At 66.3% G+C, this 15,642-nt stretch carries 3 protein-coding genes; all 3 read right to left on the reverse strand.

Translation table 11 applies throughout. The annotated features are described in order from the left end of the window. Positions 1–32: 32 nt before the first annotated feature. Positions 33–1,004 carry a type IV toxin-antitoxin system AbiEi family antitoxin domain-containing protein gene (locus tag ACFWB0_RS11845; protein ID WP_378490633.1) on the reverse strand — a complete coding sequence of 324 codons (972 nt, stop codon included), beginning with the start codon at positions 1,002–1,004 and terminating at the stop codon, positions 33–35. Between the two features lie 214 nt (positions 1,005–1,218). Beyond that, positions 1,219–2,211, reverse strand: coding sequence for an alpha/beta hydrolase (locus ACFWB0_RS11850; protein WP_378490634.1), 993 nt, complete (start codon positions 2,209–2,211; stop codon positions 1,219–1,221). A 17-nt stretch (positions 2,212–2,228) separates the two neighbouring features. Next, positions 2,229–15,642: amino acid adenylation domain-containing protein (locus ACFWB0_RS11855; RefSeq protein ID WP_378490635.1), on the reverse strand; the 13,414-nt coding region annotated here is incomplete at its 5' end.

Genomic DNA, 15,642 nt, shown 5'->3' on the forward strand with positions numbered 1-15,642 from the left:
GCCCTGGTGGTCATCCACCAGGGCTGCTTGCTTTACATTTGCCCTGCTAGCTTCCGGGTGTCGAACGTCCCCACCGGACCGCTCCCCCTCGCAGCCAGTGCAATCCCCTCGCGAATCCGGGCGACGAGTGTGTCCGGCGTCTGCAGATCTGCCCACGTCCACCGCACGACGACCCATCCTGCATGCCGCAGCCGATCCTCGCGCAGCTTCTCTTGAAAGACGACGTCTTCCGCTTCGGTAGTGGCGACACCGTCACGCCGGTACTTGATCCGCCCGTCGAACTCGCCGATCACTCCGTGCTCAGGAAGCAGGAAGTCGACGCGGGCCAACCAGCGACCATTCGCATCGAACACATCAGGTTGTTCTTCGGGGATGGGCAACTGCGCGCCGATCATCAGCACTCGGCTGCGGGATTCGCCGACACTGTCGCTGCGATCGCTCATGAGCCGAACAGCACGCGCCGCTTTGGCTCTGCCCGGATGCCGACCCATCCGCTCGACAGCTCGCTTCAGTTCGTCGAGCGTCGTGGTGCCGATCCTCAGGGCTCGGTCCCCCACCACGACAGCCTGCTCGAACGACAGCGTCGACGCGAGGTCGGTGATCGTCCGCGCCACTGAGAGCACCCGCACGCTGTCCTTCGGAGTCACTTCGTCCTCGGTGAACTTCGATGAGTGCAGAACGCACCCGGATCCCCGCCGACTTCCACCGGAGCGGTTGCGAGTCACATGGACGACATCGAGCGAAATCTGCCATGTCTCCAGGCCGTGCAGCATCGCCGCCGACACGTGACTCAGAGCGACTCCTTCTCGGAAGTGCTCCATCGCAGCCAGCGCGCGGTAGACGTGACGATCTCGCTCATCTGCGTCGGTGTAGATGTCGGACGGGATATACACACCCGAGCCCAACCGGATCCATGCCCCCGTTCGCACCAGGCGCCGAACTTCAGAATCAGTGACGCCGCGCGCACGCGCCTCGCATCGTCGAATGATCTTGTCGTCCCTCACACGACGCAGCGTCGTCTACGGGTTCGACCAGCGCCAGCGCCGTTTCAGGGAATCGCGGATTCTGTGGATGGAGAGACCACCTGTGGACAACTTCCATACAGCCCCCACAGGTGGAGGGACAGGAACCCGTCGTTCTCGTGCACAAGACGGCCGGGCACCTGGGTCTATTGGCCGATCCGACGACCGTCGACCTCGTACTGAGCGCGCTGGACGATCACAGCTCCATCGACTCGGCGAGCTGCGGCCAAGAACGCTGAAGCTCGTCTTCCCAGTAGCCCCACGAGTGGGTGCCCTCGGGCCGGAAGTGGAACGTCGCGGGGATGTCGAGTTCCACCAGTCGTTCCTGGAGTCGGTGAGTGCAGATGTTGGTGGCAGCCTCGATGACACCGCCCACGACCACCTGGTCGAGCAACGGCGGTGACTGCGCTGTCCGTGGAAGTGCCGGGCTCTCGTACGGGCCGGGCAGACCCGAGCCGTTCGAGATGTACAGCGAGAGGCCGCGTAGGCCTTCCGCATTGACGGTCGGGTCGTGCTCGACCCAACCTTCCCCGTCGTACGGGCCCCACATGTTCGTAGCGTCCGTTTCCCCCATGCCTTCGACCACCGACCGCAGATAGGTCTGCCCGAGTAGGTCGCTGGTCTGCGCGCACCCGCTGTACGACGCGACCCCGCGGTAGAGGCCGGGAGCGTGGATCGCGAGGTCGAGCACCGACGTTGCGGCCATCGACAGGCCCGCGATCGCGTTGACACCCGTCGTGCCCAGCGCGTCGTCGATCACCGGGGGCAGTTCCTCCGTCAGGAACGTCTGCCACTTGGCCACTCCGACGACCGGATCTTCCTGGACCCAGTCGGTGTAATACGTGAACATGCCTTCGGCGGGGATGACGACGTTGACGTTCTTGTCGTCGAGGAAGTCGAGGATCTTGGTCTGGTTGAGCCAGTTCGCGCCGTCCTCACCGCCGCCGGCGCCGTTGAGCAGGTACAGCGTCGGGCGCGGAACAGATGTGTCTGCAGGCTTGATGACCTGCAGGGGAATGTCGCGATCCATCGACGGCGAGTACACGTGCATGTCCGAGTGGCGGTCGTCGACCTGCTCGACCCGATCCACATGTGCCGCAGGCGCGGCGACAGCGGGCACGGCAGGCACCGCGAAGGCGAACGCGACCGCAGCGCACAAAGCGGCTCGACGAGGAACGTACTTGGTCATATGGCGGTTCCGGCCTGTCAGTTGTCGGTAGTCGGTGGCGGTTCGATGACTCTACGCACCGCTGGTCCGACAACCGCAAGGGCCTCGGGCGAAGTCATGTGCCAATGTGTCACGGGCACTGAATGATCATGGATCTCGCCGGTGACAGCGTCGGCCCAGTCCGCAGCTCCGCGTCGGCCGTCGGAGGAGGCGGTGAAGTACACGACGTCGCCGTCGAACACTCCTGGACGGTGTCGGCCGAGCAGCAGCGAATTGTGTTCCGCCGTCGCGATCAGTCGTTGCACCATCTCTTCGGTGTCGTCGACCGAATTACCGGTCAGCTCTGCGACGGTCGCGACGAGCCCCGAGATGCTCTGCGGCGCGTTGCCGTCGAAACCGAAGCCCGCGACCAGATCGGACATGGACACCTCTGCCCCTTCATCGGCCGACGGTTCGGACGAGCCGCCCACGAAGCTGTCGAGCATCACGAGGTGCTCCACCGATTCGCCTGCGGCCTGCAGTTGCACCGCCATCGCGTGGGCGATCACGCCGCCGAGCGACCACCCGAGCAGTCGGTACGGTCCGTGCGGCTGCACGCGGCGAAGCTCCTCGACGTACCGCGTGGCGAGATCGTCGAGGGTGGCGGGCGCGAAGTCGGCTTCGAGGCCGGCCGGCGTCTGCAGCCCGTAGACGTCGGTGTCGAGCTGCTGCGACAGGCCGGTGTAGCACCACGACAACCCAACGATCGGATGCACGCAGAACAACGGGGTGCCCGAACCCTGCGCGCGCAGCGGCAGCACCGGGCCGAGTGCATCCGCCATGCTCGTATCGGTTCCCTCGGCAACCAATCGAGCTAAGCCTTCGACGGTCGACGCTTGGAACAGCCACTGCAACGGCACCTGGGTGTCCAGCTCGGCGCGCAATCGCGAGACGAGTGTGGTGGCGACGAGGGAGGTACCGCCGAGTGCGAAGAAGTCGTCGTCCAGGCCCACCTGTTCGGTACCCAACACCTCGGCGAACACCGACGCCACCGCGAGCTCGACTCGTGTGGTCGGGGCGCGGAACTCGCGCGCCTCGAACACGGGATCCGGCAACGCCTTCCTATCCAGTTTGCCGGACGCATTGAGGGGCAACGCCTCGAGCACTACGAATTGCGACGGGACCATGTAACCCGGCAGCACCCGCGACATCGCCGCGCGCAGATCGGAAACGTCCACATCACCCGCCGGAACCACGTACCCGACCAACTGATCCGCACGCGCCACGACCACACACGCCCCAACATGATCGATACCGCGCAACACTGTTTCTACCTCGCCCAGCTCGATCCGAAGACCTCGCAGCTTGACCTGGAAATCACTACGCCCGATGTACTCCAAATCACCGGAATTATTCCGTCGCACCATATCGCCGGTGCGGTACATGCAGAAACCATCAGCAAACGGATTTGCAACGAACCGATCCGCAGTCAGGTCAGGGCGCCCCTCATACCCGCGAGCCACCTGCGGACCCGACAGGTACAGCTCGCCGGGCACACCATCCGGAACAAGCTGCAACCGAGCATCGAGTACATAGGCATCGCTGTTCCACACCGGTCGACCGATCGACACCACCGCACGTTCGTCGTCGATCACGGTCTCTGTGGCATGCACTGTGAACTCTGTCGGACCATACAGATTGTGCACCATGGCATTCGGCAAAACTGACCGCAATCGCGACACCGTTACCGGCCCCAGTGCCTCACCCGCAACAAGGACGGCTCGAAGTGAACCGCACGCATCGGTATTCAACTGCTCGACGAACACGTCGAGCATCGACGGAACGAACGACACCAAGCTCACCGCGTGCTCGTCGATCGTCTCCGCCAGATATTGCGGATCCTTATGTCCGTTCGCGGAGGCCACGACCAATCGTGCACCACACGCCAACGGCGCAAACAATTCCCACACCGACACATCGAAGGTGAACGGCGTCTTCAAGAGCACAGTATCGGCCGCACCGATACCGAACCGGTCCGAAATCCACGCTATCTGGTTCACTGCGGCCGCGTGACTGACCGCAACACCCTTCGGACGCCCGGTCGATCCTGATGTGAAGATCACATACGCAGTGTTTCCGGGCCGCAACGGAGCAAGCCGATCGGCGTCGGTCACCGAATCATCGCGACCGTCCAGATCTATCGTGTCTATACACAACACATTTCGATCGGTATCGATGTCATAATTCGACCTGCTCAGCACAAGCGTCGGATTCGCAGCGTCGAGTATGTGGGCGATGCGTTCGGCCGGTTGCTCCGGATCAATCGGAATATACGTTCCACCCGCCGCGAGCACCGCGTGGAGGGCAACTACCAAGTCGAGCGATCGACCCATCGCAACCGCGACACGGACTTCTGGACCGACTCCTAAACCGATGAGGTGATGGGCGAGCAGCAAGACGTCGCGGGCGAACTCACGATAAGAGACCATACGCCCATCGGCCACCAACGCGGGCGCATCGGGTGAACGTTCCACCTGCTCAGTCAGCAGGTCAGGGACCAGCTGGCCCAGAACAGGCACGACAGTGCCCTTACCGATCATCTCCAACCGTGCCCGTTCATCGCTCGCGAGCAAGTCGACAGCACCGACCTCGATCTCCGGTGCTGCAACCACCGCGGCCAATAGCCTGGTGAACCTCTGCGCAAGCAACGAGATGCCGACTTCGTCGAATAGATCCGTCGCATAGGTGATCGCCGCGGTGAATCCGCCTCCCGCCTGCTCCGACAGCGTGAACTGCAGGTCAACCTTTGCGAGCCGCAGATCCGCCTCTACTGCCGACAACATCAAGCCCGGCAGCTCGAAGCTCGTCGGCGCAAAGTTCTGGAATGTGAGCATCACCTGGAACAACGGATTCCACGCGGTCGACCGAACCGGATCGAGCGCCTCCACCAAACGCTCGAACGGCACATCCGCATGCCCGAACGCCCCGAGATCCACATCCTTGACCCGCGACAGCAACTCCTCGAACGACTCCGCACCATCGATCTCGGTCCTCAGGACCAGGGTATTGACAAACATCCCGATCAGATCGTCCAATGCCTGCTCACCGCGCCCTGCCACCGGAGTGCCGATCACAATGTCACGTGTACCCGACATCCTCGCGAGGAGGACCGCAAGCACACTGTGCACCAACATGAACGGCGTGACATTGCGGTCACGCGCGAGCGATTCGATACCCGAACTCAGCGACTCATCGAGCGCGAATTCATGCGACGCACCCCGATACGACGCCGCTGCCGGACGCGACCGGTCCGCCGGCAAGTCCAGCACATCGGGTACCCCGGCCAACACCTCGGACCAGTACGTCAGCTGACGCGACAACACCGACTCCGGATCCGATTCCGAACCGAGAATCTTTCGCTGCCACAACGCGTAATCCGCGTACTGCACTTCGAGCGGCTCCCACGACGGAATCTCACCCGCTGCACGCGCCGCATACGCCAACATCACATCCTGCGACAACGGCCCCATCGAGAAGCCGTCAGCCGCAATATGATGCACAACAACAACCAGCACATGCTCGGTGTCCGATACTCGCAACAGCACAGCACGCAACGGAGGCGCCGCCGTCACATCGAAGCCGGCACCGACCAACAACGCAGCACGTTCGAACACCTCGTCAGCCGAAACAGATTCGACCGAAAGAAGTTCCGAGAACCCGACCGGCGGCAACACAACCTGATGCCCGACACCATCGACCTCCGGATACACCGTCCGCAACACTTCGTGGCGCACGATCAGATCCGACACCGCAGACTGCAATGCCGCGACATCGAGATGCCCGGACAGGCGAATCGCAGCCGGAATATTGTTCACCGCAGAACCCGGATCGAATCGGTTCAAGAACCACATCCGATTCTGGGCAAGCGACAACGGAATCCGCTCCGGGCGCGGCTGGGGCTCGAGTATGATGGTGCCGCCTGTTCCCGCCAGTTCGTCGACCGCGGAAGCCAGCGCTTCCACCGTCGGCGACTCGAACAACAGCCGCACCGGAATCTGCGCATCGACTGCAGCACCCAACCGAGATGCAACCCGAGTTGCGACGAGCGAATTGCCACCGAGGGAGAAGAAGTCGTCGTCCAGGCCGACCTGCTCGATGCCGAGAACGTCGGCGAAGACCTGCGCAACGGTTTCTTGCGTCGCACGCGTCGGCGCCCGGAACTCCCGGGTCTCGAACACCGGCTCCGGAAGCGCTCTGCGGTCGAGTTTGCCGGAGGTGTTGAGCGGCATCGCCTCGAGTAGAACGACTACGTCGGGAATCATGTACGACGGCAATTGATCTGATGCTGCATCACGAACAGAATCGAGATCGACAAGAGTGCCGTCTGCGGGAACGACATAGCCGACGAGCCGATCCGACACCACCGCGACCGCAGCCGCGGCGACGGTATCCATCGCTTGGAGCACCGACTCGATCTCACCGATCTCGATGCGGAGACCACGCAGTTTGATCTGATGGTCGCTGCGGCCCAGGTACTCGAGCTCGCCCGCCGGCGTCCATCTCACGACGTCACCCGTGCGATACATTCGCGTGCCGCTCGTCGAGTACGGGTCGGCAACGAAGCGCGACGCCGTCTGACCGGTGGCGTTCTCGTAGCCGCGCGCTAGCTGCGCTCCCGCGACATAGAGTTCGCCGCGCACGCCGACCGGAACCGGCCGCAACCGCGCATCGAGCACCAGCAAGGTCGTCTCTGCGACCGGTGTACCGATCGGAATACTCTGCCCCGTACCGGATGTTCCCGACCGGTGGGTAACTTGGATTGTGGTTTCCGTCGGCCCGTACAGATTGTGGATCTGTGCGCCGAGGACATCGCAGACTCGTTCGGCAGTAGCGACCCGAAGTGGTTCGCCACCCGAGAACACATGCTGCAAAGACGGTCCCGGATCCTCGTCGAGGACAGGATCGAGTACCGACGGCACGAACTGAGCGATCGTCACCTGCTCTGCGGCGATCACCGACGCGAGGTATGCCGGGTCGGCGTGACCATCGGGGTCGGCGACCACGAGCCTCGCACCGATACGCATGGGCAGAAACAGCTCCCACACCGACGCATCGAATGTCACGGGCGTCTTCCACAAGACCACGTCATCGCCGGTCAGGCCGAGCGTGTGCCGCATCCAGTCGAGCTGAGTGTTCAATGCGCGATGTGTGACGGCGACGCCCTTGGGCCTGCCCGTCGATCCCGACGTGAACACCACGTACGCGGTGTGGTCGGGGCGCAGCGGTGTGAGCCGATCGACGTCGGAGATCGGCGACGTGGTGTGGGACGCATCGACCGAGGTGACGTCGAGCATCGGGACGGGCAATGTCTCCGTGGACGCGCGGACCATCGCGAGAACAGGCTTGGAGGTCTCGACGATGTGAGCGATGCGCTCGACCGGATGAGAGGGGTCGAGCGGGACGTACGCGCCACCGGCCTGCAGGATCGCGTGGATGGCGACGAGCAGATCGACGCTGCGTTCCATGTACACCGCGACACGCGTCTCCGGGCCGATCCCGCGCGCGATCAGTTCGCGGGCAAGCCCCGCGACACGGTCGTCGAATTCGCCGCGGGTCAGCGATTCCTCGGCCGACGTGACTGCGGTCCCCTCGGAGTTGTCGGGCGTGATGCATTCATCAGCAATCGATTTCGGTCCGACACCGAGCGCCAGGACGGCGGCTCGCTCGTCGTCGTCGAGCAACGGCAAGGCCGCGACACGCAGTTCCGGATCGGCTAGGACCGCCGCCAGCAGCCGTGTGAAGCGCTCCGCGAACGAGACGACGGTCGTGTTGTCGAACAGGTCGGTCGCATATGTCCACTCCGCATCGATGCCTGCGGGTGCACCGTCGTCGTCGAACACCTCGAACACGGTGATCTGGAGGTCGACCTTCGCTTCGCCGAGGTCCGCGTCGATCGCTTCGATTCGAACGTCGTCGAGTTCGAAGTGGCTGCGCTCCATGTTCTGGAGGGTCAGCATCACCTGGAACAGGGGGTTGTGTGCTTGCGACCGCGGCGGGTCGAGGACCTCGACGAGTTGTTCGAACGGCACGTCGGCGTGCGCGAATGCGCCGAGAGCAATCTCACGTGAGCGCGACAGCAGAGCCGAGAACGGCTCGTCGGGATCTACCTCGTTACGGAGCACGAGGGTGTTGACGAACATGCCGATCAGATCGTCGAGAGCTTGTTCACCACGACCGGCGACGGGTGTGCCGATGGAGATGTCGTCGGTACCGCTCAGACGCGCGAGTTCGGCACTCAGCGCGCTGTACAGCACCATGAACAGCGTCGCGTTCCGCGAACGGGCGAGATCGAGCAGGTTCCGATGCGTCGAGGCATCGAGCCGCATGCGGTGGGCGGCGCCGCGATACGAGGCGACCGCCGGTCGCGCACGATCGGCGGGTAGCTCAAGGACGTCGGGCACGTCTGCGAGCGCATGGGTCCAGTAGCCGATCTGGCGCGAGATCACACTCGTGGGATCGTCTTCGGAACCGAGTGTGTCGCGCTGCCACAGGGTGTAATCGGCGTACTGCACATCGAGCGGTGCCCAGACCGGGGCCTGCCCCGTCGACCGGGCCGCGTACGCGACCATCACGTCGCGCAGCATCGGTCCGATGGAGAAGCCGTCTGCTGCGATGTGGTGCACGACGACGACGAGAACGAACTCGCGTTCACCGACGCGGAGTAACCGTGCGCGCACCGGTACGTCCGTGGTGACGTCGAATCCGGATCGGATGACGCCGGTGACGACTTCGACCGCCCGGTCCGGTTCGATGTCCTCCTCGATCAGATCGAGGGTGATCTCGGAGACGGGCCTGATGACCTGCACTCCGACACCGTCGATCTCGGGGTAGACGGTCCGCAGGATCTCGTGGCGTGCGAGGAGGTCGCCGATGGCGCCGCGCAGCGCGTCGACGTCGAGGTCGCCCGTGAGTCTGATCGCTGCGGGGATGTTGTAGGTCGCCGACGCGGGATCGAACCGGTTGAGGAACCACATCCGCTGCTGCGCGAACGACAGCGGCACCAGTTCCGGACGTTCCCGCGCGACGAGCGGGAGTCGGGCACCGGCCACAGCAAGATCCGCCACCGCCGCGGCGAGGGCTTCGACGGTGGGGTGTTCGAACAGCGTGCGCAGCGGCACGTCGACTCCGAGTGCCGCGCCGATCCGCGACACCACACGCGTTGCGACGAGCGAGTTGCCGCCGAGCGCAAAGAAGTCGTCGTCCAGGCCTACACGTTCGACGTCGAGGACCGCGGCGACCGCGGCGGCCACCGCTTGTTCGACGTCGCCGCGAGGTACCCGGAATTCGCGAGCGGCCATCTCGGGTTCCGGTAGCGCGCGCCTGTCGAGCTTGCCGGATGCGTTGAGCGGCAACGCATCGAGCAACATGACCACGTCGGGCACCATGTAGCGCGGCAATGTACGGCCTGCGGCACCGCGCACCGCGTCGCGGTCCACCGCAGCGCCGCTGATGGGGACAACATATGCGACGAGTCGCGGTCCGTGATCGCTGTCGTGCACCACGACCACTGCGCGGGCAACTTCGTCGAGGGTGACGATCGCGGATTCGATCTCACCGAGCTCGATGCGCAGGCCTCGGACCTTGACCTGGAAGTCGGTGCGGCCGAGGAAGTCCAGGGTGCCGTCGGGAAGCAGCCGGACGCGGTCGCCGGTGCGATACAGCCGTTCACCACTCGGAGCGGCGACGAACCGCTCGGCGGTCAGGTCGGCGCGTCCGTGATAGCCACGCGCCAGCTGGATTCCACCGAGGTACAGCTCGCCGGGGATGCCCACCGGAGCCGAGTGCAGCCGCGTGTCGAGGACGTGGGCGGTGGTGTTCCGGATCGGGCGGCCGATCGGCACCGAGCCCTGGTAGTTGCCATCGCTACGTAGCACCGTCGACGTCACGGTGGCTTCGGTGGGGCCGTAGGTGTTGTCGAGTACGGCACCGGTGCGGGCCGCGACCTGGGCGGCGAGGTCGGCGGGTAGAGCTTCGCCGCCGACCGACAGGTAGCGCACCGAGTCGGGCAGTTCGAGTTCCGGGTCGGCCAGGAACGCCGCGAGCATCGACGGCACGAATTCGAGGATGCACACGCCCTCGTCGCGCGACAGGTCCGCGAGGTAGGCGGGGTCTCGGTGACCACCGGGTGCGGCGATGACGAGTCGCGCGCCCACCTGCAGGGGATAGAACAGTTCCCACACCGATGCGTCGAACGTGATCGGTGTCTTGTGCATGGCGGCGTCGCCGGGGCGGAGGTCGTAGCGTTCGCGCATCCACGCGATCTGGTTGGTCACGGCGCGGTGTTCGACGGCGACACCTTTGGGTCGTCCGGTGGATCCGGACGTGAAGATGACGTACGCGATGTTGCCGCCGCGCAGCGGTCCGAGCCGGTCGGTGTCGGTGAGTGGCGCGTCGGACAGGCCGGGAAGCGCGGCGTCGACCTCCACGACCCGGTGCGCGCCGGGAAGCGTCGCACGTTCGGCCGAGGTGGTGAGCACGAGCACGGGCCGCGCGGTGTCGAGGACGTACTCGGTGCGCTCTGCGGGATGCTCCGGGTCCAGTGGCACGTAGGCGCCGCCTGCCTGCAGCGTCGCGTAGATCCCGACCATCATCTCCACCGAGCGTGCGGCGTAGATCCCGACGAGCGAGTCCGGCCCGACCCCCTCGCCGACGAGGTGCCGCGCGAGGCGATTCACCCGCGACGCGAACTGTTCGTACGTGATCGTCTCGCCTTCGAGCACGAGTGCGACCGCATCAGGCGTGTGTGCGGCCTGCGCGACGAATCGGGTGAGCAGCGTGTCGGAGTCCCCACCCTTCTCGGGGTCACGGCCGGTCGCGGTGTCGTTGACGGCCCGCGCGAGTGCGCGTTCGTCGGGTCCGCGCAGGTCGATGTCGCCGACCGTGGTGTGGGGGTCGCGGGTTGCGGCGTCGAGCAGGGCCACGAGGTGCGCGGACAACCGGCCGACGGTGCGGTCGGTGAACAGGTCGGTCGCGTAGGTGATGGAACCGTCGATGCCGGTCCGCCGCCCGCCTTCGTCCACGCTCTCCCCGAGGTGGATCTCGAGATCGAGTTTCGCGCCGACGGCGCCGGATTCCACCGGAGCGATGGTCAATCCGGGAAGCGACACCTCGGAACGGGTGAAGTTGTGCACGACGAGCAACGTCTGGAACAGCGCGGAATACGCGGTCGACCGGGTCGGGTCGAGGAGTTCGACGAGTCGTTCGACAGGCACGTCGGGGTGCGTGAACGCGGCGAGGTCGACGTCGCGGGCCTGTGCGAGGACCTCGTCGAACGTGGCGGCGGGGTCGATCTGCAGGCGCAGCACGAGGGTGTTGCCGAACATACCGACGAGGTCGTCGAGGGCGGGTTCGCCGCGACCGGCGACCTGCGTGCCGATCGGAATGTCGGTGCTGTCGGACCATCTGGCGAGCAGCACGGCGACTGCGGTGTGCGCGAGCATGAACAGTGTGACCCCGCGCTCACGGGTGAACCGCTCGATGCGATCGGTGAGTTCGGCGTCGAGCGTGAACTCGAAGGTGGCTCCGCGCGACGACTGGACGGCCGGACGCGGATGATCGGTGGGCATCTCGACGAGGTCGGGGAGATCGACGAGCGCACTCGTCCAGTAGGCGAGTTGCCGCGCGACGAGCGACGTCGGGTCGTCTTCGCTGCCGAGCAGGTCCTTCTGCCACAGCGTGTAATCGGCGTACTGCACGGGCAACGGCGCCCATCCCGGGGCGTCTCCGTGACTCCGAGCGAGGTACGCGGTGACGAGGTCGCGCGACAGCGGGGCCTGTGATCCGCCGTCGCTGGCGATGTGGTGGGCGACGACGGCAAGCACGTGGTCGTCGTCGGAGATCCTGAACAACCCCGCGCGCACGGGAAGGTCGATGCTGAGATCGAATCCGCGGGAGACGAATTCGATGAGACGCGCCTCGATATCCTCCGCCGTGATGTCGATCGTCGCGAACTCGGTGACAGCCTGATCCGCCGGCACGATCATCTGCGCCGGCCCGATGTCGGTGTCGGTGTACACGGTTCGCAGCGATTCGTGGCGTTCGAGGACGTCGAGCATCGCCGCCCGCAATGCGGACGCGTCGAGGGTGCCGGTCAGCCGCAGCACGATGGGGATGTTGAACGCGGCCGACCCTGGGTCGAACCGGTTGAAGAACCACATCCGCTTCTGCGCGAGCGAGAGCGGGATATGTTCGGGCCGCTCGTATTTCACCAGCGCGGGCCGGGAGCCCTCTCCCGCGGTGCGCGCGACGACCACGGCGAGCGCACTCACCGTGGGGCTTTCGAACACGGCTCGCACCGGGACGGTGGTGTCGAGGGCAGCGCCGAGTCGTGCGACGAGTTGGGTGGCGCTGAGCGAGTTGCCGCCGAGTTCGAAGAAGTCGTCGTCGAGGCCTACCTGCGCGGCGCCGAGGAGGTCGGCGTAGACCGCAGCGACGGTCTGTTCGATGGGGTTCTCGGGCGCCCGGAACGCGCGCGCCTCGAACCCGGGAACGGGCAGGGCCTTGCGGTCGAGCTTGCCGTGCGCGGTGATCGGCAGAGCTTCGAGGACGAGGATCTGCGCGGGCACCATGTACGCAGGGAGTTCGTCGGCGAGCCGGTCGCGGACCTGCTGCGGATCGACGGTCGCCTCCGCCGCGGGCACGGCGTACCCGATGATCCGGTCTCCGGTGTGTGGGTCGGAATGTACGACGACGACGGCCTGCGCCACGTCGTCATGGCGAGTGAGGGCGGCTTCGATCTCGCCGAGTTCGATGCGCAGGCCACGGACCTGGACCTGCGCGTCGCTGCGGCCGATGAAGTCGAGTTCGCCGGTGGCTGTGCGTCGCACGAGGTCGCCCGTGCGGTACATGAGGTCGCCGGTGAACGGGTTCGCCACGAACCGCGACGCGGTCTGGGAGGGACGTCGGTGGTAGCCGCGGGCGAGACCGGCGCCCGACAGGTACAGCTCACCGACGACACCGTCGGCGACGGGTGTCAACCGGTTGTCGAGCACCACGGCGCCGGAACCGTCGAGGGGCGTGCCGATGGTGATGTCGTCGCCCGGGGCCAGCGGTGCGGTGGCGGTGATGATGATGGTGGTTTCGGTGGGGCCGTAGCTGTTGACGAACCGGCAGGTCGGGCCGAATCGCTCGACGAGTTCGGGCGGGCACACGTCGCCGCCCACGACCACGACGTCGAGATCGGGAAAGTCTGCGGCGGTGAGGGTGCCGAGCGCCGCGGGAGCGGTGAGGATATGCGTGATGCGTTCGCGGCGCAGCAGGTCGGTGAGCTCGGCGCCGCCGACGACCTCCGGGGGCGCGACCACCATGGTGGCTCCGGCGGAGAACGCGGCGATCTGCTCGAACACCGAGGCATCGAAGCTCGACGACGAGAAGCGCAGCATCCGCGACGTCGTGTCCAGGCCGAGCTCCGGCCGGTGTTCGGCGGTGAATGCCGCGAGGCCGCGGTGGGTGACAACGACGCCCTTGGGTGTGCCGGTGGAGCCCGACGTGTAGATCATGTACGCCGCGGACAGCGCGGTGATCGTCGGAACGAGTGGAGTATCGGGGTGATCGTCTGCGTCCACCGAGAGCCAGGGCACGGCGGACGGGCCCGTGCCGATCCCGACGCTCGCGCCCGAATCCGACAGCAGGTATTCGATGCGCGCTGCAGGCAGTGCCGGGTCGATCGGCACGAACGCGGCACCGGTCTTCACCACCGACCACAACGCGACGATCGCATCGATCGACCGCGGGAATGACAGTGCCACCATCGTTTCCGGTCGCACCCCGTGCTCGAGCAGCTTGTGGGCGAGCTGGGTGGAAGCGCGGTCGAGTTCGGTGTAGGTGAGCTGCCTTGTGCCGTCGGTGGCGGCGATGCCGTCGGGATCGGCAGCCACGCCTGCGGCGAAGATGTCGGGCAGCGTGCGTGCGGGTAGCGGTGAGGGAACCGCGTGTGCGAGTGCGCGGGTGGTCTCGGCGTCGTCGAGTACCGGCAGGTCGCCCACCGGCAACGTCGGGTCGGTGGCGACAGCTCGGAGCAGCCGTGTCCAGCGCTCGGTGAGGGTCGCGGCGGTGTCGGCGTCGAACAGATCGGTGGCGTAGGTGAGCGACGCCGCGAGCGCGTCGTCCTCATCGTCGCGGAGGGTGAATTCGAGATCCACCTTGGCGACGTCGATACCGGGGTCGAGCGGTTCGACAGTCAGACCGGGCAGCTCGAGGACACCGGTGCCCTGGTTCTGCAGCGACAGCGACACCTGGAACAGCGGTGCATGCGCCTGCGAGCGCACGGGGTCGACGGTGTCGACGATCTCCTCGAACGGCACGTCGGCATGCCCGAAGGCGGTGAGGTCGGTGTCGCGGACCCGGTCGAGGAGTTCGCCGAATCCGGCGCCCGGGTCGATCCGGGTGCGCAGGACGAGGGTGCCCACGAACATGCCGACGAGATCGTCGAGCGCGGCCTCCCCGCGACCGGCGATGGGCGTACCCACGCTGACGTCGTCGGTGGATCCGAGTCTGCCGAGCAGCACGGCGAGCGACGCGTGCAGGACCATGAAGCGGGTCGCGCCGCGACTGCGGGCGAGGCCGTCGAGGGCGCGCACGGTGTCTGCGTCGATGCGGAAGTCGGTGCGGGCGCCGCGCTGCGAGGCAACGGCCGGTCGCGGGCGGTCGGCGGGCAGATCGAGCACCGCCGGCTTGTCGGCGAGGACTTCGGTCCAGTACGCGAGCTGATGCGCAGCGATCGACGCGGGGTCCGAAGGGTCCCCCAGCAGGGTGCGTTGCCACACCGCGAAATCGGCGTACTGCACCGCGAGCGGCGCCCACGCGGGTTCCGCTCCGGACAGTCGCGCCTGGTAGGCGACGAGAATGTCGCGGGCGAGCGGCGTCGTCGAGGCGCCGTCGGCGGCGATGTGGTGGACCACCACGACGAGCACGTGCTCGTCGTCCGCAAGCCGGAGCAGTGCGCCGCGGGCGGGGGTCTCGACGGTGACGTCGAATCCGCGGCCGGCGACGGCGACCATCTCGTCGTACAGGGTGTCGGGCGTGACGACGCGCGGGGTGAGGTCGAGCGGCCCAGTGTCGAGCTGCCCAGTGTCCAGCACCACCTGCTGCGGTCCCGCCTCCGGCGCTGATGGGAAGAGGGTGCGGAGAGTCTCGTGCCGCTGCACGACGTCGTCGACCGCCGCCCGGAGCGCGTCGACGTCGAGGTACCCGGACAGGCGCACCGCGACGGGAATGTTGTAGACCGGCGACGCGGGGTCGAACCGGTTGATCAGCCACATCCGCTGCTGCGCGGGCGAGAGCGGGATGCGGTCGGGGGGGGGGGCCGCGGGCCCCCCCCCCCCCCCCCCCCCCCCCCCCCCCCCCAACCCCCCCCCCCCCCCCCCCCCCCCCCCCCCCCCGGGGGGGGCGGGGGGTTTGGGTGGCGGGCCCGGC

It is taken from the genome of Rhodococcus sp. NPDC060086 (genome assembly GCF_042730275.1).
Classification (GTDB): Bacteria; Actinomycetota; Actinomycetes; order Mycobacteriales; family Mycobacteriaceae; genus Rhodococcus.

Coding starts and splice junctions, on each gene's coding strand:
- ACFWB0_RS11850 (WP_378490634.1), bottom strand. CDS start 2,211: ATGACCAAGTACGTTCCTCGTCGAGCCGCTTTGTGCGCTGCGGTCGCG.